At 71.2% G+C, this 18837-nt stretch carries 12 protein-coding genes; 9 read left to right on the forward strand and 3 right to left on the reverse strand.

The window, feature by feature from the left end:
* Window positions 1-92 precede the first annotated feature (92 nt).
* The gene (locus ABD691_RS20675) at window positions 93-3959 is read left to right on the forward strand and encodes a tetratricopeptide repeat protein (protein WP_344682123.1); all 3867 of its coding nucleotides are present in this window, start codon (window positions 93-95) and stop codon (window positions 3957-3959) included.
* Between the two features lie 102 nt (window positions 3960-4061).
* The gene (locus tag ABD691_RS20680; protein WP_344682125.1) at window positions 4062-4904 is read left to right on the forward strand and encodes a metal-dependent hydrolase; all 843 of its coding nucleotides are present in this window, start codon (window positions 4062-4064) and stop codon (window positions 4902-4904) included.
* Window positions 4905-4940: 36 nt separating this feature from the next.
* Here ABD691_RS20680 and ABD691_RS20685 read toward each other — a convergent pair whose 3' ends face one another.
* Complete coding sequence (locus ABD691_RS20685; RefSeq protein ID WP_344682127.1) at window positions 4941-6350, reverse strand: lipase maturation factor family protein; 1410 nt, start codon at window positions 6348-6350, stop codon at window positions 4941-4943.
* A gap of 147 nt (window positions 6351-6497) precedes the next feature.
* Here ABD691_RS20685 and ABD691_RS20690 point away from each other — a divergent pair, with 147 nt between their 5' ends.
* Window positions 6498-7334 (forward strand): methyltransferase domain-containing protein, encoded by an 837-nt coding sequence (locus ABD691_RS20690; protein ID WP_344682129.1) that lies wholly within the window; start codon window positions 6498-6500, stop codon window positions 7332-7334.
* 103 nt (window positions 7335-7437) lie between these two features.
* Here the strand turns inward: ABD691_RS20690 and ABD691_RS20695 are convergent, their stop codons facing one another.
* Complete coding sequence (locus ABD691_RS20695; RefSeq protein ID WP_344682131.1) at window positions 7438-8790, reverse strand: FAD-dependent oxidoreductase; 1353 nt, start codon at window positions 8788-8790, stop codon at window positions 7438-7440.
* 338 nt (window positions 8791-9128) lie between these two features.
* On the opposite strand from ABD691_RS20695, the gene ABD691_RS20700 reads away from it, so the two are divergent.
* The 5 genes from ABD691_RS20700 (at window position 9129) to pgsA (ending at window position 15643) form a co-directional block, all read left to right on the forward strand.
* Window positions 9129-9938, forward strand: a complete 810-nt coding sequence (locus tag ABD691_RS20700; protein WP_344682133.1) for an SAM-dependent methyltransferase — start codon at window positions 9129-9131, stop codon at window positions 9936-9938.
* A complete protein-coding gene (locus ABD691_RS20705; RefSeq protein WP_344682135.1) occupies window positions 9939-12041 on the forward strand; it encodes a putative bifunctional diguanylate cyclase/phosphodiesterase in 2103 nt (700 codons plus the stop codon).
* Window positions 12042-12256: 215 nt separating this feature from the next.
* Window positions 12257-14281 carry a threonine--tRNA ligase gene (gene thrS, locus ABD691_RS20710; protein WP_344682356.1) on the forward strand — a complete coding sequence of 675 codons (2025 nt, stop codon included), beginning with the start codon at window positions 12257-12259 and terminating at the stop codon, window positions 14279-14281.
* Window positions 14278-14847, forward strand: coding sequence for an HIT family protein (locus tag ABD691_RS20715; protein ID WP_344682137.1), 570 nt, complete (start codon window positions 14278-14280; stop codon window positions 14845-14847). The genes thrS and ABD691_RS20715 overlap by 4 nt, the downstream gene beginning before the upstream one ends.
* A gap of 187 nt (window positions 14848-15034) precedes the next feature.
* The gene (gene pgsA, locus ABD691_RS20720) at window positions 15035-15643 is read left to right on the forward strand and encodes a phosphatidylinositol phosphate synthase (protein WP_344682139.1); all 609 of its coding nucleotides are present in this window, start codon (window positions 15035-15037) and stop codon (window positions 15641-15643) included.
* 4 nt (window positions 15644-15647) lie between these two features.
* Here pgsA and ABD691_RS20725 read toward each other — a convergent pair whose 3' ends face one another.
* A complete protein-coding gene (locus ABD691_RS20725; protein ID WP_344682141.1) occupies window positions 15648-17711 on the reverse strand; it encodes an elongation factor G-like protein EF-G2 in 2064 nt (687 codons plus the stop codon).
* 230 nt (window positions 17712-17941) lie between these two features.
* Between ABD691_RS20725 and pdxS the strand changes: the two genes are divergently transcribed.
* Window positions 17942-18820, forward strand: coding sequence for a pyridoxal 5'-phosphate synthase lyase subunit PdxS (pdxS, locus tag ABD691_RS20730; protein ID WP_344682143.1), 879 nt, complete (start codon window positions 17942-17944; stop codon window positions 18818-18820).
* Window positions 18821-18837 lie beyond the last annotated feature (17 nt).

Consider the following 18837-nt stretch of genomic DNA (forward strand, 5'->3'; position numbering starts at 1 on the left):
GTCCGGCCTGGTGATCTTGGCGGAATCGGCCTTGCCCCGACCGCCGTCCTGGCACACTGCGCCGTTGTCGATGCTGCCAGGACGCGGTCGGGGTGAGGGCGATTTCCGAGCTGGACGACATCGATCTGCTCCGGCGCCGCTGCCGCTTCGCGGAGGCGGAGCAAGCGCTGTCGGTACTGGAAGACAGCGCGGAGGTACGCGTTCTGCGGGGCCGGATGGCGCTGGACCGGGAGCGCGGCACCCTGGCGTTGGAGCACTTTGAGAAGGCCGTTGAGCTGGATCCGGCTTCCGACGTGGCCGTGTCGTGGCGGGTCGCGGCTCTGGAGCGGGTGTACCGGTACGCCGATTCGGAGAAGGTAGCGCGGCAGGGGCTGGAGACCTTTCCGGACAGCGTGCGGATCCGCATCGCGCTCGGCTGCACGTTCCTTCGGATGCAGCGGCTGGAGGACGGGCTGGAGCAGTTCGACTCGGCGCGTGCTGTCGAGCCCCGTGATCTCGACGTGCTGGAGTGCCGGGTGATCGGGCTCCGCAGGCTCGGCCGGTTCGAAGAAGCGGGCGCAGCGGTGGAAGAGGCGTTGCGCATCCATCCGGACCATCCGGATCTGCTGTTTGCCGCGGGGCGCGTGCACGCCGTGCAGGGCAGGCCCGCAGACGCCCTTGTGCGGTACGAGGAAGCTCTGCGGGCCGATCCCTGGCACAACTCCGCGTGGGACCACAAGATCAGCGTGCTGCGACTGCTCTCCCGCTTCGAGGAAGCCGAGGACGCCGTCACGGAGGCGATTCACCGATTCCCCGGCTCGGTCGATTTCCGGACAGCACAGGCGATGCTGGCCCTCGACCAGGACCAGCACGACGAGGCGCTGACCAGGATCGAGCAGGCGCTGGCGATTGATCCCGAGTACCCTCCAGCGCTCCAACGGCAGCTCGACCTGCTGTACCGAGCGGACCGGCTGCCGGAAGCCGAAGCCGCGGCGGCGAGCGCGCTGGCCCGGTGCCCTGACGATCCCGGGCTCCTGCTCGAACAGGCGTGGCTGTTCCGCCGCCTCGGCCGGACCGGCGATGCTCTCGAATTGGCCACGCGAGCGGCCGAAATCGACCAGTACTGCGATTGGGCTTACATCACCGAGGCATTCCTGCTCCGCGTCACGCAGCGGCTGCCGGAGGCCGAACGACGCGTGCGGGAATCGTTGCGGCTGCTGCCGTTCTCCCCGGGGCTCCGGCTCCAACTGGCATACGTCCTGCATGATCAGCGGCGCTTCGCGGAGGAGGAGGACGAGATTCGGCGGGCGCTGGAGACCGAACCGGTCGCCAGCGCCCTGCACCGGCAGCGCACCGCCTTGCTGCGCAGCCAGAACCGGCACGACGACGTGGTCGACGAGGCGACCGCCACCGCCGGAAGGTTCCCCCAGGACCCGGACTTCTGCTACGAGCTGGGCCGGGTGCACCTGGCCAGGGACGAGCACTCGGAGGCGCTGCGCCGGTTCGAGCAGACCCTCGACATCGCTCCCGCGCACGGCGCTGCTCTGGAAAGCCGCGTGATCACCCTGCGAATCGCGGGGAAGCTGAACCAGGCGGAGCACGCCGCCCGCGAAGGACTCCGCAAGCGACCGCGGCACCATGGACTGCACGAGGAGCTGGCCCTGGTGCAGGACCGGCTGGGTCAGCACCAGGAAGTGCTTGCCACGCTGCGCAACGCGCTCTCGGTGTGCGGGGGCACGTGGTACCTGCGCTACCGGTTGGTGCAGCAGTACCTGACCCTGGGCAGGTACGAGGAAGCGCTGTCCGAGACCGACATCGCCCTGGAACGGGAGCCCCTCAACGCGAGGGCGATGTCGTATCGCATTCACGTGCTGACCCTGATGCGGCGGCTGGGCGATGCCGAATCGGCTGTCACCAGGGGAATCGAACTGTTCCCGGACGATCAGTGGTTCCTGCGCCGGGCTGCGTGGCTGGACACCGACCGGGGGAGGTTTGACGCGGCGCTCGACCGGCTGCGCGAACTCTGGGAGCGCAATCCCGCCGACGTCTTCGTGCTCATCGAGCAGGTGCGGGTGCTCCGGCACCAGCGCCGCTACGAAGACGCGCTGGCCCTGCTGCGACGCGAATCCGGCAGATTTCCGGAGTCCGCCGTGATGGAAAAGGAAATCGCCACGACGCTCCGGCTGGCGGGCCGTTACGACGAGGCGCTCGAGCACGCCCGCCGTGCGCGGGAACGGGATCCGTTCGGCACCTCGTGCCGCGTCGAGGAGATCTCGGTTCTGCGGGAGTCGGGCAGGTACCCCGAAGCCGAGCAAGCCGCCCTGGAAGCGGCGAAGGCCGAGCCGTCGCACTCGACGTTTCCACGCCAACTCGGGGAGATCCGCGACGAGACGAACCGCTTCGACCAGGCTCTGGAGTGGTTCGACCGGGCACTGGACCTGGATCCCTTCGGCTCGGCGACCACGGTCGCCAAGTCGGCCACGTTGCGATCGCTGCGTCGCTTCGCCGAGGCCGAACAACTGGTGCGCACCGCGTTGGAGCGCTTCCCGCTCGACCGCTCGCTGCGCGGCGAGCTGGGCTGGATTCTGCGGGACCAGGAGCGCTGCGCCGAGGCCGAGAGCGCGTTCGAGGCGCTGCGCGACGATGCGGTCGGGCCAGTCGAGGCGTCCGACGCGTGGTACGGGCTTGGCTGGGTTTCGCTGTCGCAGGGCAGATACGACGATGCCGAGTACCGGTTCCGCTACTCGCTTCGGGAATTACCGTGCTCTGATGAGTCACGGCTGGGCCTGGCGTGGACCTACCTGCGCAGCGGCAACAGCAAGCGCTACGACGAGGTGTCGGAACTGTGCCTGGCCGTGCTGCGGGACGATCCCCGCGACCACGTGGCGCACCTGTGCCTGGGCGTCCTGTCCTTCCGCCGCAACGAATATCCGGTCGCCGAACACCACCTGAAGCGGTCGATCGAACTGCACCCGCATCGGGGCAGCTACGTCGACCTCGGCGCGTTCTACGGGCACCTCGGGCGTTTCGACGAGGCCGAGGAGCTGTTGAAGAAGGCGCTGGACCGCGACTGGTACGACGTGCACGCGCACATCCAGCTCGGAAACCTCCACCTGCAACGGGATCTGGACGCCGCCGAGCCGGGGGAGTGGGCGAGCCTGGCGGTGCAGCGGTTCCGGCAGGCCATCGTGATCTCCCCGGGCAGCGCGGCGGCGGCGATCGGGCTGTCCACCGCGTTGTGGCGCGCCTCCGGCGACCTGGTCAGCGCCGAGGACGCGCTGCGGTTCGTGCTCAAGCGCCCCGACTGCGACCGGCCGCGCTGGCAGGTGCAGCTGGCGCTGGCCAGGCTGTTGGTGCAGCGCGGGGACGACACCCAGCGCGACGACCTGCACCAGGAGGCGCTGTCGGTGGCCACCGACGCGATCGAGCTGGCCTCCCGCGAACCCGAGCCGTACTTCGTCGCGGGCGTCGCGGCCTACAAGATCGGCGAAGGCGCCGACGTGCAGGCCCGCCCGCTGCGGCACCGCGTCGCGGTGCGGTACCTCAAGAAGGCGGTCCGGCTCGACCCCGGGCACGCCGAGGCCCACCGGGTGCTGGCGCTGGCCAAGCGGAGCCTGCGGGTGACCCGGACCAGCGTGCTGGGCAGCGCGGCGCTGATCGGCCTCTCCCTGGTGCTGCTCGTGGTGCTGTGGGGCGCTTTCCTGCTCCGCTACCAGGTCACCACCGTGATGATGGCGACCCTGACCCCGGTGCTCACCGCGATGGTGGCGGTCGGGTTCCTGCTGCCGTTCCTGGTCCGGCTCAAGCTGCCCGGCCTGGAAGCCGATCTTTCGGCGAGCCTGAACCAGGTCTCGGCCGGACCGACCGGAGAGGTGAGCCTCGGCCCGGGCCGGTTCGCCGGGCGCGGGACCGACAACCCGCCGTCGCACCCGGTGTCGCTGAGCGAAGGCCCCAGCGGCGCCCTCCCGCGGCTCGGCTAGCGGCGCTGCGTCCGTCCCGGTGATCTTCACGGATCAGGCGTCGATCCGGCCGCCCTCCTTGGCAGACTGCCGCTGTTTTCGATCATCGACGGGAGCGGTGGCATGGAGGCTGGGGGACACGCGTGCACGGGCGCGCTGGCGGGGGCGCTGACGTCGTCGGCGATCGGCGGGCTGACCGGTGCCGATCTCGGTGCGGCGGGCACCGCGGTGGGCGCGCTGCTGGGAGCGGGAGCAGCGTTGCTGCCGGACCTCGACGCCGACGGGGCGACCGCCTACCGCTCGGGCGGCCCGATCACCGGCATCGTCGGCGAGGTCTTCCAGGTCCTCGCACGGATCGCCTACCGGCGCACCCGGATGCCGCACGACCCCGCCGGGGACGGGGAACACCGCGGCCTGGTCCACACCCCGGTTTTCGCCCTCGTTCTGGGACTTCTGGTCGGAATCGGTGCCCAGATCACCCAGTGGGTCACGGCGGTGGTGATGGTCCTCGTGCTCGCGCCCGGGATCAGCGCGTTGTCGCGGTCCGGGCCGCGGTGGGTCCGCCGGGTCCTCAAGACCCATCGCGACCTGCCGGCGATCGCGTTCGCGCTGCTCATCACGGCGGGGTTGAGCATGTCGGGAGCGATGGCGGATCTCGGCTGGTACGCGGGCGCGTCGCTGAGCGTGGGGATGATCGTGCACTCGGCAGGCGATTCGGCGACCCGCAGCGGCATCCCGTGGTGCTGGCCGCTCCGCCGCCCCTGCGCCAAGTGCGCGGTCACCGACGCCGGGCGGTGCCGGGGCGCGCGCTGGCGGCGGTCGCACATCCTGCCGGAACCGATGCGCTGGCGGGTCGGCTCGAAGTCCGGCAAGCGGATCGAGCGGGTGATCGAGGTCGTCTGCCTGCTGGTGGTGGCGTGGTTGCTGCTGCCGGACCTGGCGGCGCTCGTGCGGGACGTCGCCTGACTTCCGGCCGCTTCGGATCAGCCCAAGTCCGCCAGTTCAGCCCAGGTCCGCCAGCGACACGGGCGGCACGAGCTCGCTCGACGGGGTCCGCACCCACCACGCCCCGGTCTCGCGCCGCTGGGCGCGGGTGGTGAACCGGTACCGGAACATCCGGATCCGCACCCGTTCCGGCGGTCGCTCGGGGAAGGGGTTGCGGCGCAACAGCTTCAGCACCTGCCGGTCGTTGCGCAGCAGTGCGGCCAGGAAGCGCGGCAGCCAGGTCCGGCCGTAGCCGGGGGAGATCGCGCAGAACCACATCAGCCAGTCCAGCCGCAGGTGGTAGGGGGCGACCTGGGGCGGCCTGCGCCGCACGTCGCCCGGTTTGCCCTTGAAGTCGTACTCCCGCCAGCCGGTGCCGTCGTCGCCCTCGACCACCAGCTCGTGGCGGGTGCGGGTGATGCTGCCGAACGCGCCGTAGGTGTTGCCGAGGTGGAACCGGTTGAAGCTGCGGTTCATCACCTGCTTCCTGCCGAGCATGTTGCGGACCGGCCAGTAGCTCAGCACCACGATCAGCACCGCCAGCGCCAGCACGGCGGCGAGGTGCCACGGCGGTGACGGCGTCGTGGCCGGGAGCGGGATCCAGCCCAGGGCGCGCGAGTCCATCGCGGCGAAGGCCAGCGTGATGGTGATCAGGTTGAGCCAGGCGAAGTTGCCGCTGAACATCAGCCACAGCTGCGTGATCACGATGATCAGCCCCGCGGCGGTGGCGACCGGCTGCGGGGCGAACAGCCCGAACGGGACCACGAGCTGGGTGAAGTGGTTCGCGGCGACCTCGACGCGGTGCAGCGGCCTGGGCAGGTGGTGGAACGCCCGGCTCAGCGGTCCGGGCATCGGCTGGGTCTCGTGGTGGTAGTACAGCGCGGTGAAGTCGCGCCAGCAGCTGTCGCCGCGCATCTTGATCAGGCCCGCGCCGAACTCCACCCGGAACAGCAGCCAGCACAGCAGCCACATCACCGGCATCGGCGCCGCGATCTGCGCGGGACCGAGGAACACCGCCAGGAACCCGGCCTCCAGCAGCAGCGACTCCCAGCCGAAGGCGTACCAGACCTGTCCGATGTTGACGATCGACAGGTACAGCGCCCACAGCACCGCCCACACCGCCATGTGCGCCCACAGCGGCAGCACGTCGGTGGCACCGGCCAGCGCCGCGGCGCTGAGCACCACCCCGGTCCACGCGACCACCGCGAAGAAGCGGTCGGAGTAGTGCAGGTGGAACAGGCTCGGCGACTGCCGGAACCCGGTGGCCGCCAGGAACCGGGGGACCGGCGTCAGCCCGCGCTCGCCGAGCAGCGGCCGGAACTGGTGCACCGCCGTCAGGAAACCCATCAGGTAGATCAGGGCGAGCAGGTGCTGGACCGCGAACCGCGCCTGCCCGTAACCGGCGGAGCCGAACCACGTCCAGTCCATCGCACCCCTTTCCGGTTTCCCTCTCTTCCGATTCCCCCTCTCTTCCGATTCCCCCTCTCCCGAACACCAGGGTGGCCGACTCCGGTCGGGTCCGAAACGTCCGGCCGGAGGCGTTAGCGTTGCCGGTCGACAGGGAGGAGCCCCGGCGTGCTGGACGACGTGGTGGACGTGCTGGCCTGCCCGCACTGCGGGCTCGGCCTCGAACTGGCCGAGCGCGGCCTGCGCTGCGCGGGCGGGCACGTGTTCGACCTCGCCCGGCAGGGCTACGCCAGCCTGCTCTCCGGCCACCCGAGGGCCGGTGCGGGCGACACCGCCGCGATGGTCGCCGCCCGCGCCGAGTTCCTCGCCGCTGGCCACTACGACCCGATCGCCGACGAGGTCGCCGACGCCGTGGCCGAGGTGGAACCGGCCCCGGCCCACGTCGTCGACATCGGCGCGGGCACCGGTTACTACCTGGCCCGCGTGCTCGACCGCGTCCCGGGCGCGGGGCTCGCGCTGGACGTGTCGAAGTACGCCGCCCGGCGCGCGGCCCGGATCCACCCGCGCGTCGGTTCGGTCGTCGCCGATGCCTGGCGCGCGCTCCCGGTGCGCAGCGGATCGGTGTCAGTGCTGCTGAACGTCTTCGCACCGCGCAACGCCGCGGAGATGCACCGCGTGCTGCGGCCAGGAGGCCACCTGGTGGTGGTCACCCCGAATTCCGGGCACCTGGCCGAGCTGGTGACCAGCCTCGGTCTGCTCAACGTCGACGAGCGCAAGCGGGAACGGCTCGACGAGCAGTTGTCCGGCCTGTTCGAAGCCGTCGCGCTGCGGCCCCGCGAGTTCACCATGTCGCTGGGCGCAGGCGAGGTCGAAGCCGTGGTCGGGATGGGGCCGAGCGCGTGGCATTCAGCGCCGGAGGACATGCGCGCCCGCATCGCCGAGCTGCCCGACCCGGTGCGCGTGTCGGCGGCGGTGACCGTCTCGGTGTACCGACGCCGCTCCTGAGCGGATCAGCGGAAAAGCCCTTGTGCGGCAACGGGAAGCGCTGGTCCGGAAACGCGAAAAGCGGCCCGCGCCGAGGCACGGGCCGCTTTCCGGTCCGGAGTGGTCAGCCTTCGGCGCGGGCGATGCGGACCATCTCGTCGCGCGGAACGACCTTGATGCGCTCCCGGCCCTCGGCCTCGCCGAGCGCCTTCTCGTGGGCGTCCAGCCGGTTCCAGCCGTCCCACGTCGTGTACTCGACGCCACGCTCCTCCAGCAGCCGCAGGACGCTTTCCTGCTCCGGCTGCTCGGCGGAGGACAGCGAGTCCAGGTCCGAGAGCAGGTTGTTGATCGTCTCCAGCGCGTCACCCTTGGTGTGGCCGATCAGGCCGACCGGGCCGCGCTTGATCCAGCCGGTGGTGTAGACGCCGGGGATGTGGTCGCCGTCGATGTCGAGCACCCGGCCGCCGTCGTTGGGCACGGTGCCGCTGCCGTGGTCGAACGGCAGGTCCGCCACCGGGGAGCTGAGGTAGCCGACGGCGCGGTACACCGCCTGCACCGGGTACTCCTCGAACTCGCCGGTGCCGCGCACCCTGCCGTCACCGGTGAGCTCCATGACCTCGGTCCGCAGCCCCTCGACCCGGTCGGTGCCGGTGATCTCGGCGGGACTGCGCAGGAAGTGGAAGTGCAGCCGCCGCGGGGTGTTGTCCTGGCGGTCCCGCAGCGCCCAGTCCTGCAGGGTCTTGACGATCGTCTTGACCTGGTTGTTCGTGCGGATGGCTTCCTCGCTGGCCTCGTCCAGTTCGAAGCCCTCGGGGTGCACGATCAGCTCGACGCCGTCCTGGTGGTCGAGCTCCCGCAGTTCGAGCGGGGTGAACTTGGACTGCGCCGGGCCGCGCCGGGCGAACAGGTGCACGTCGGTCACCTTGGACGCCTTGAGCCCCTGGTAGACGTTGTCCGGGATCTCGGTGCGCAGCAGGTCGTCGGCCTGCTTGGCCAGCACCCGCGCCACGTCCAGCGCGACGTTGCCCGCACCGATGACCGCGACCTGCTCGGCGTCGAGCGTCCAGTCGCGGGTGGCCTCGGGGTAGCCGTCGTACCAGTAGACGAAGTCCGCGGCGCCGTGGCTGTGCGCCAGGTCGACGCCGGGGATGTCGAGCTCGCGGTCCTTGTCGGCGCCGGTGGAGAAGATGATCGCGTCGTAGTGCCGGCGCAGGTCGTCGAGCTTGAGGTCCACGCCGTAGTCGACGTGGCCCAGGAAGCGGATCTCGGGCTTTTCCAACACGCGGTGCAGCGCGTTGACGATGCCCTTGATCCGCGGGTGGTCGGGTGCCACGCCGTAGCGGATCAGTCCGTACGGTGCGGGCATCCGGTCAAGCAGGTCGATGTCCACCGGCGTTTCCGACTTGGTCAGGATGTCGGCGGCGTAGATGCCTGCCGGTCCTGCCCCGACGATCGCTACACGCAGTGGGCGGGTCATCAAATCTCCTCCTGCTCCCCGCCACGAGAGACAATGGTCGCGGGGACGAATACGTCTCGGCTCGCACGTTGAGCCGCTGGATTGCACCGGGATCGAACCGGGATGCGTTCCAGCTTAGGGATGCCTTACTCGGGATCCCGCGATGCGGACGGTGACAATCGTCATACCGGCCCGGCGATGGCTCCTCCGCCCGCCGGGAAGCTCACCGACTTCCACAATCAGTACGTGACCGACTGCGGTCCGTGACAGTACGATGCGGCTTGATCAATCCACCCGATGTGCTGATCACCGGGTGCTGCGACCGTCCTCCGGGCCGTCTCACGAGGGAGTCACTGTCGATGGAACTGCGGCCGGACTGGCTGCCCACGGGCGTCGATCTGGAAACCCCGAGCGCTGCGAGGTGTTACGACTACTACCTCGGCGGCGCGCACAACTTCGCCGTCGACCGCGAGCTCGCGCGCCGGGTCGAGGCCGCGGTTCCCAACGTGCGGGAACTGGCGCAGAACAACCGCGCGTTCCTGCGCCGCGCCGTGCGGTACCTGCTCGACCGGGGCGTGCGCCAGTTCCTCGACATCGGCTCGGGCATCCCGACCGCGGGCAACGTGCACGAGATCGCCCAGCGCGTCGATCCCACCGCCCGGGTCCTCTACGTCGACAACGAGGCGGTCGCGGTCGCCCACAGCGAAACGATCCTGGAGGGCAACGAGCACGCCGGCGTCCTGCGCGCCGACCTGGTCGACGTGCCCGGGGTGCTCGACTCGCCGGAGGCGAGGCGATTACTGGACTTCGACCAGCCGGTCGCGGTGCTCATGATCGCGCTGCTGCACTTCGTGCCCGACTCGCAGCGGCCCGCGGAGGTCCTGCGCGCCTACGGCGACCGGCTCGTCCCCGGCAGCTACCTGGGCCTGTCGCACGCGAGCCGCGAGCACCACCCGGAGTCGCTGGACCCGATCATCGAGCTCTACAAGAACAGCAGCAACCCCGTCGTGTCCCGCACCAGGGAGGAGGTGGCCGACCTCATGTCGCCCTTCGAGCTCGTCGAACCGGGCGTGGTCTACGTCCCGTCGTGGCACCCCGACAGCCCGGAGGACGTGTGGGCCGACCCCTCGGAGTCGATCGTCTACGGGGCCCTCGGACGAAAGGTCTAGATGGACCGGACCCCAGTCTCCGGGCCGGACCGGGTGGAACTGGCCCGGCGCTGGACCCAGGAGATCATCAACACCAGCTACGTGCCGTTCGCCCGCCAGGAGGTGCAGGGGTTCCTGGCGGTGCACGTGGACGAGCTGCTGGCGGCGATGACCGCCGCCGACGAGCCCGGCCCGCCCGCGACCGGAGTGGGCTCCGGGCTGGTCGAGGTCCACTTCACGCACACCGACGCGCTGGCGCGGACGCTGCGGCTGCTGGCCGCGGAGCTCCCGCGCCTGCTCCCCGGCGCCGCGCCGGCGCGCATCGCCGCCGTGCTCGGCGCGCTGGCGGCCGGGTTCGCCGGGAAGCTGCGGTGCCGGACCCTGGAACAGCAGGAAGTGATCAAGCAGGCGGTGCTGCGCGCCCGCGACGCGGCCGAGGAGGCGCTGCGCGCGAGCGAGGCCCGCTCCCGCGCGGTGTTCGTCTCCTCGGCGCTGGGCATCGCGATCGCCACCCTCGACGGGACGATCGAGGAGGTCAACCCGTCGATGGAGCGGATCTTCCGGTGCACCGGCCGGAGGCTGGTCGGCGACAGCATGTTCGACCTCGCCGACCAGGACTGGATCGACGACCTGCGCGCCGCCGACGGCGACCTGGTCGTCGGGCGCAGCGAGCGGTTCCAGCGCGACCTGCGGTTCAGCGGACCGGACGGCGCGCACATCTGGACCAGGCTTTCGGCGTCGCTGGTCCGCGACGCCCACGGCGAACCGGACTACCAGGTCCTGCTCTACGAGGACATCACCGAGCGGCACATGCTCCAGGAGCAGTTCCGCAGGCAGGCCACCCACGACCCGCTGACCGGCCTGGCCAACCGGATCCTGCTCAAGACCACGATGGATGCCGCGCTCGAACCGACCCACCCGGGGCGGCGGGTCGGGCTGTGCTACTTCGACCTCGACGGGTTCAAGGCGGTCAACGACAGCCTCGGCCACCCCGCGGGCGACGACCTGCTGCGCGCGGTCGCCCAGCGGATGCAGGCGCTGACCACCGGCGAGTCGATGCTGACCGCGCGGATGGGCGGCGACGAGTTCGTGGTGCTGACCGCCGACAGCCAGGGGACCGCCCGGCAGCTGGAACTGGTGGAGCGGATCCTGGCCGAGATCACCCGGCCGGTGCGCATCGGCGGGCACGAGCTGACCGCCTCGGCCAGCGTGGGCGTGGTCGAGTGCGAGGTCGCGACGACCAGCCCGGACGAGCTGCTGCGCGACGCCGACATCACCCTCTACCGGGCCAAGGCCGACGGCCGGGCGCAGTGGATGCTGTTCGACCCGCACCGCAACGCCGACGCCCGCAGGCGGTTCCGGCTCTCCGCGGCGATGCCCGCCGCGCTGGAGCAGAACGACATGTTCGTCGAGTACGAGCCGGTCGTGTGGCTGGAGACCGGCGCCCTGGTCGCGGCCGACGCGCAGCTGCGCTGGGACCACCCCGAGCTCGGCGAGCTCGGCGAGGAGCACTTCATCGAGCTCGCCGAGGAGACCGGGATGATCACCCGGCTGGGCAGCTGGCTGCTGGAGCGGGTGTGCGAGCAGGCGCTGGTGTGGGCCAGGCGGTTCGGCCGGTCCGCCCCGATCGCCCGGGTCAACCTCTCCGCGCGGCACTTCCGCGACCCCGAGCTGGTCGGCGACCTCCAGCGCATCCTGCGCGAGACCGGCCTCCCGCCGGGCAGGCTGGCGCTGGGCATGCCGGAGTCGGCGCTGTTCGACGCCAGCGGCGACCCGCTCGACGTGCTGGACATCATCGCCGAGATGGGCGTGCGGCCGACGCTGTTCGACTTCGGCCGCGACCTGGCGCTGATCCCGAGGCTGCGCCCGCTCCCGCTGACCGCGGTGCAGATCCGCGGGGACTACCTGGACAGCTTCACCGAGCCCGCCGGGCCGGATCCGCTGGACGAGCACCTGGTGTCCAGCCTCGCCGAGTCGGCCCGGCTGCTGCGGGTGCCGGTGGTGGCGCACGGCGTGCGCACCGACGAGCAGGCCAAGCGGCTCCGGCAGCTGGGAGTGCGGGCGGTGCAGGGGCCTTACACCGGTGGGCGGGCTTCGGCGGGTGAGATCGAAGTGATGCTCTGAGGCGGCCGGGATCGGTGGTGCCGCTCGACGCGGCCTGATCCCGGCGGGCCGGGTCGCAGGCGCGGCCGAGCCCTCGCCGACCGGAGCTGGCCGGAACGGGCACGCGACCGGCCGATAGCATCGATGTGCGAAGCGTGTCAGCGTGCCGGCCCGGCCGGCCCAGCCTAGGAGTAACCGTGTCCGTTCAGCCTTCCGCCGCCCAGCAAGCACCCCGGGTGAAGGTTCCGGCGGGCACTACTGCCGGGGAGGCGGTCCTGGAGGCGGGGCTGCCGTCCAAGGGGCCGGACGCGGTCGTGGTGGTCCGCGACGCCGAGGGCGCCCTGCGCGACCTGGCCTGGTCGCCGGAGGCCGATGTCGAGGTGGAGGCGGTGGCCGCCAGCACCGAGGACGGCCGCAGCGTCATCCGGCACTCCGCCGCGCACGTGCTGGCCCAGGCGGTCCAGCAGCTGCACGACGAGGCCAAGCTGGGCATCGGACCGCCGGTGCGGGACGGCTTCTACTACGACTTCGACGTCGCCCAGCCGTTCACCCCGGAGGACCTGCAGGCGCTGGAGAAGCGCATGAAGCAGATCATCAAGTCCGGGCAGAAGTTCTCCCGCCGGAAGCTGGAGTCGATCGAGGCCGCCCGGGCCGAGCTCGCGGACGAGCCGTACAAGCTGGAGCTGGTCGACCTCAAGTCCGGCAGCGAGGACGTCGACACCAGCGAGGTCATGGAGGTCGGCGCCGGTGAGCTGACCGTCTACGACAACGTCGACCGGCACGGCGAGGTCGTCTGGGGCGACCTGTGCCGCGGCCCGCACGTCCCGCACACCCGGTTCATCCCGGCCTTCAAGCTGATGCGGGTGGCCGCCGCCTACTGGCGCGGCGACCAGAACAACCAGCAGCTCCAGCGGATCTACGGCACCGCGTGGGAGTCGAAGGACAAGCTCGACGAGCACCTGGAGCTGCTGGCCGAGGCCGAGCGCCGCGACCACCGCCGCCTGGGCGCCGAGCTGGACCTGTTCTCCTTCCCCGACGAGGTCGGCTCCGGGCTGCCGGTGTTCCACCCGAAGGGCGGCATCATCCGCCGCGCGATGGAGGACTACTCGCGGCGGCGGCACGAGGAGGCGGGCTACGAGTTCGTCTACAGCCCGCACATCACCAAGGGCGCGCTGTTCGAGACCTCCGGCCACCTGGACTGGTACAAGGACGGCATGTTCCCGGCGATGCACCTCGACGAGGAGCGCGACGAGGACGGCGAGGTCCGCAAGCCGGGCCAGGACTACTACCTCAAGCCGATGAACTGCCCGTTCCACAACCTGATCTACCGCTCGCGCGGCCGGTCCTACCGGGAGCTGCCGCTGCGGCTGTTCGAGTTCGGGTCGGTCTACCGGTACGAGAAGTCCGGCGTGGTGCACGGCCTGACCCGGGTGCGCGGCATGACCCAGGACGACGCGCACATCTACTGCACCCCGGACCAGCTGCAGGACGAGCTGAAGTCGCTGCTGGACTTCGTGCTCAACCTGCTGCGCGACTTCGGCCTCGACGACTTCTACCTGGAGCTGTCCACCCGCAACGAGGAGAAGTACGTCGGCGACGACGAGAGCTGGCAGATCGCGACCGAGGCGCTGCGCGAGGCCGCCGAGTCCTCCGGGCTGGAGCTGGTCCCGGACCCGGGCGGCGCCGCGTTCTACGGCCCGAAGATCTCGGTGCAGGCCAAGGACGCGCTGGGCCGCACCTGGCAGATGTCGACCATCCAGGTCGACTACCACCTGCCCGACCGGTTCAACCTGGAGTACACCGCCCCGGACGGTTCCCGGCAGCAGCCGATCAAGATCCACCGGGCGCTGTTCGGGTCGATCGAGCGGTTCTTCGGCGTGCTCACCGAGCACTACGCGGGCGCGTTCCCGGCGTGGCTGGCACCGGTGCAGGCCGTGGGCATCCCGATCGCCGACGAGCACCTCGACCACCTGCACCGGGTGGCGAAGGCGTTGCGCGCCAAGGGGATCCGGGTCGACATCGACGGCGGTGACGACCGGATGCAGAAGAAGATCCGCAACCACACCACGCAGAAGGTGCCGTTCCTGCTGCTGGCGGGCGGCAAGGACGTCGAGGCCGACGCGGTCTCGTTCCGGTTCCGCGACGGCACCCAGATCAACGGGGTGCCGGTGGACAGCGCGGTGGCCGCGCTGACCCGCTGGGTGGAGCGGCGGGAGAACTCCTCGCCGACCGCGGAGACCTTCCAGACGGAGCTGGCGTGACCGGTCGGCCGGAGGAACCCGAACTCGTCGAGCAGCACGGCATCGGCGTGCACGACGCGCTCCAGCGGCTGTGGACCCCGCACCGGATGGCCTACATCCAGGGCGAGAACAAGCCGCAGGGCGACGAGAGCGACGGCTGCCCGTTCTGCCGGCTGCTCGACTCGGGGCGGCCGGACGACGAGACGCTGATCGTGGCCCGCGACGAGGTCGTGTTCGCGATCCTCAACCTCTACCCGTACAACCCGGGCCACCTGATGGTGCTGCCGTACCGGCACGTCGCCGACTACACCGACCTGACCAGCGAGGAGACCAGGGCGGTCGCCGAGTACACCCAGCACGCGATGCGGGTGATCCGGAAGGTCTCGGCGCCGCACGGCTTCAACATCGGGCTGAACCAGGGGCCGGTCGCGGGCGCGGGCATCGCCGCGCACCTGCACCAGCACGTGGTCCCGCGCTGGGGCGGCGACTCGAACTTCATGCCGGTCATCGGCCACACCAAGGTGCTGCCGCAGCTGCTGGGCGAGACCCGGCAGCTGCTCGCCGCCGCCTGGCGCGAGGTGGACTGACTTCCCTGCGCCGCAAGGGCTTCCGCGCCGTTCCCTCTGGACTCACCGGATCGGGTGAGGTCCGGCGGGCGGCGGGCCCGGCTCGGACCGGGTTACCCGAGGTGGTGACAACCGGCTGGCACCTGCGCCGTGATCAGGGGAGCTACTCTGCACGGAGTAAGCAGACGGCACAGCGCACAGGCGGGTAATGCTCAACATCTTCGCGCGGGCTTCGTTGTCGCGGGTCACCGATCCGGTCGGGAGCGCGCTGGTGCGGCTCGGTCTCACCCCGAACGCGGTGACCGTCGCCGGGACGGTCGCCAGCGTCGCGTCCGCCCTGTGGTTCTTCCCGCGCGGAGAGCTGTTCGTCGGTTCCGCCGTGGTGACGGTGTTCCTGCTGTTCGACGTGCTGGACGGGGCGATGGCGCGGGCCGGGGGGCGGGCCACGCGGTTCGGCGGGGTGCTCGACGCCAGTTGCGACCGGATCGTCGACGGGGCGCTGTTCGGCGCGTTCGTGTGGTGGGCGCTGGTGGTCGACGGCAGCCGGGTGCGCGGGCTCGCGCTGCTGATCTGCCTGGTCTGCGCGCAGGTGATCTCCTACGTCAAGGCGCGCGCGGAGGCCAACGGGCTGCGGGCCGACGGCGGCGTGGCCGAGCGCGCCGAGCGGTTCATCCTGCTGCTGGTCGGCGCCGGGCTGCACGGCCTGGGCCTGCCGTACGTGCTCGACATCGCGTTGTGGCTGCTGGCAGCGCTGTCGGTGGTCACCATCGCGCAGCGGCTGCACGCCGTGCACCGCAGCGCCCGTCAGGACCGGTAGCCGCTCACTTCCTCAAGGCGGCGGGCATCGGTTCGTAGCGTTCGAAGTGGCGGCTGAACGACGCGCTGCCGGAGCTCAGCGACCGCACGTTGATCGCGTAGCGCACCAGCTCGCTCGACGGGACGTGCGCGCGCACCGTCGTCCACCCGGCGTCCTCGGGCTCGGTGCCGACCACCTTGCCCCGGCGGCCGGACAGGTCGCCCAGCACCGCGCCCAGGTGCTCGTCCGGGATGTGCACCTCGACCTCGTCGACCGGCTCCAGCGTCACCAGCCCCGCCTGCTCCGCCGCCGCCTTCAGGGCCAGCGCGCCCGCGGTCTGGAACGCCGCGTCGGACGAGTCGACGCTGTGAGCCTTGCCGTCGACCAGCGTGATCCGCAGGTCCACCAGCGGCTGGCCCTCCTCGATGCCCTTCTCGATCTGCTGCCGCACGCCCTTCTCCACGCTCGGGATGAACTGGCGCGGGACCGCCCCGCCGACCACCCGGTCCAGGAACTCGATGCCGGACCCGCGGGGCAGCGGCTCCACCTCGATGTCGCACACCGCGTACTGGCCGTGCCCGCCGGACTGCTTCACGTGGCGGCCGTGGCCCTTCGCCGGCTGGGCGAAGGTCTGCCGCAGGGCGACCCGGACCGGCTCGGTGTCGATCTCCGCGCCACCCTCGCGCAGCCGTTGCAGCACCACCTCGGCGTGCGCCTCGCCCATGCACCACAGCACCAGCTGGTGGGTCTCGCTGTCGCGGTCCAGCCGCAGGCTGGGGTCGGCGGCGATGAGCCGGTTGAGGTTGCGCGCCAGCGCGTCCTCGTCGCTGCGGGTGTGCGCGGTGACCGCGATCGGCAGCAGCGGCTCGGGCATCGGCCACGGGGTGAGCAGCAGCGGCTCGGACGGGTCGGACAGCGTGTCGCCGGTCTCCGCCGAGCCGATCTTGGTCAGCGCGCACAGGTCACCGGCCACGCAGTGCGGGGTCTCGCGCAGGTTCTGGCCCAGCGGCGAGTACAGGTGCGCGACCCGCTCGTCCTCGTCGTGGTCGGGGTGGCCGCGGTCGGCCATGCCGTGGCCGGAGACGTGCACCGCGCGCTCGGGGAGCATGGTCCCGGAGAACACCCGTGCCAGTGACACCCGGCCGACGTAGGAATCGACCGAGGTGTGCACGACCTCGGCCGCCAGCGGCCCGGACGGGTCGCAGGTCAGGGTCCGCGGGTTGCCGCCCTGCGGGTCGGTGAACTCCGGCAGCGGGTGCTCCAGCGGGGACGGGAAGCCCCGGATGATCCCGTCCAGCACCTCGGTCACGCCCACCCCGGTCAGCGCGCACACCGGCAGCACCGGGTGCAGGCCGCCGCGCGCGACCGCCGTTTCCAGGTCGCTGATCAGCGTCTGCTCGTCGACGGCCTCGCCGCCGAGGTAGCGCTCCATCAGCGTCTCGTCCTCGCTCTCGGCGATGATCGCCTCGATGAGCTCGTCGCGCCGCTGCCCGTCCTGGCCCTCCCCGGTGATCAGGCCGATCAGGCCGGAGACGGTCCCGTCGGACTCGCGCCGCGGCAGGTAGAGCGGCAGCACGCCGGGGCCGAACGCCTCCCGGCAGGACTCGATCGCGGCGTCGAGGTTGGCGCGCGGGGCGTCGAGCCGGGAGATGACCACGGCGCGCGGCATCCCGACCGCGCCGCACTCGTGCCAGATGGTCTGCGTCGGCGCGTCCACGCCTTCGGCAGCCGAGACGACGAACAGCGCCGCGTCGGCGGCGCGCAGGCCCGCGCGCAGCTCGCCGACGAAGTCGGCGTACCCGGGGGTGTCGATCAGGTTGATCTTGTGGTCGCCGTGGTGCATCGCGGCGACGGCCAGGCCGACCGAGCGCTGCTGCTCGATGGCCGCCGGTTCGTGGTCGCAGACCGTGGTGCCCTCCACGACCGAACCGCTGCGGTTGATCGTCGAGGTGGCCGCCAGCAACGCCTCGGCCAGCGTGGTCTTGCCGGATGCGGAAGGCCCGACCAGGACGACGTTGCGGATCATGGCCGGGTCCGATGGAGCCGGCCCGGCGTGACCTCCCACGGTGCTTGTCTGCTTGGTGCCCATGACTCGCTCCCTGCGTTGATGGCCGGCTGCCCTGCCCGCGCTGCCGGCACCAGATGTGTCCCCGATCACACACCTGTCGTGCGGGTCGTGCAAGGGAGCCGCCCGCGCCGGAGAAGTGGACTACCAGGAAAGCGGATTAGTGGACTGCGCATGTGGTCCAGTTCGGACCTAGCCTGGGACCGGCAGTGCGTTGACTTCGAGAAAGGCCGAACGTGACCCAGGACAAGCCCGTGACCGGAACCGACGGTGTCAAGCGCGGCATGGCCGAGATGCTCAAGGGCGGCGTGATCATGGACGTGGTCACCCCCGAACAGGCGAAGATCGCCGAGGCGGCCGGCGCGGTGGCCGTGATGGCGCTGGAGCGGGTGCCCGCCGACATCCGCGTGCAGGGCGGCGTCGCCCGGATGTCGGACCCGGACATGATCGAGGGCATCGTCAACGCCGTGTCCATCCCGGTGATGGCCAAGGCCCGCATCGGCCACTTCGTCGAGGCCCAGGTGCTCCAGTCGCTGGGCGTGGACTACGTCGACGAGTCCGAGGTGCTCACCCCCGCCGACGAGGCGCACCACATCGACAAGTGGGCGTTCACCGTGCCCTTCGTCTGCGGCGCGACCAACCTCGGCGAGGCGCTGCGGCGGATCTCGGAGGGCGCGGCGATGATCCGCTCCAAGGGCGAGGCGGGCACCGGCAACGTCGTCGAGGCCACCCGGCACATGCGGCAGATCCGCGCCGACATCCGGCGGCTGTCGACGCTGGACGACGACGAGCTCTACGCCGCGGCCAAGGAGCTGCGCTCGCCGGTCGAACTGGTCCGCGAGATCGCCCGCACCGGGCAGCTGCCGGTGGTGCTGTTCACCGCCGGTGGCATCGCGACCCCGGCGGACGCGGCGATGATGCGCCAGCTCGGCGCCGAGGGCGTGTTCGTCGGCTCCGGCATCTTCAAGTCCGGCAACCCCGCCCAGCGGGCCGAGGCGATCGTGAAGGCGACCACCTTCTACGACGACCCGGACGTGATCGCCAAGGTCTCGCGCGGTCTCGGCGAGGCGATGGTCGGCATCAACGTCGAGGACCTGCCGACCGAGCAGCGCTACGCCCAGCGCGGCTGGTGAGACCGCGGGCGCCCGGC

Source organism: Saccharopolyspora taberi, from assembly GCF_039534165.1.
GTDB lineage: Bacteria > Actinomycetota > Actinomycetes > Mycobacteriales > Pseudonocardiaceae > Saccharopolyspora_D > Saccharopolyspora_D taberi.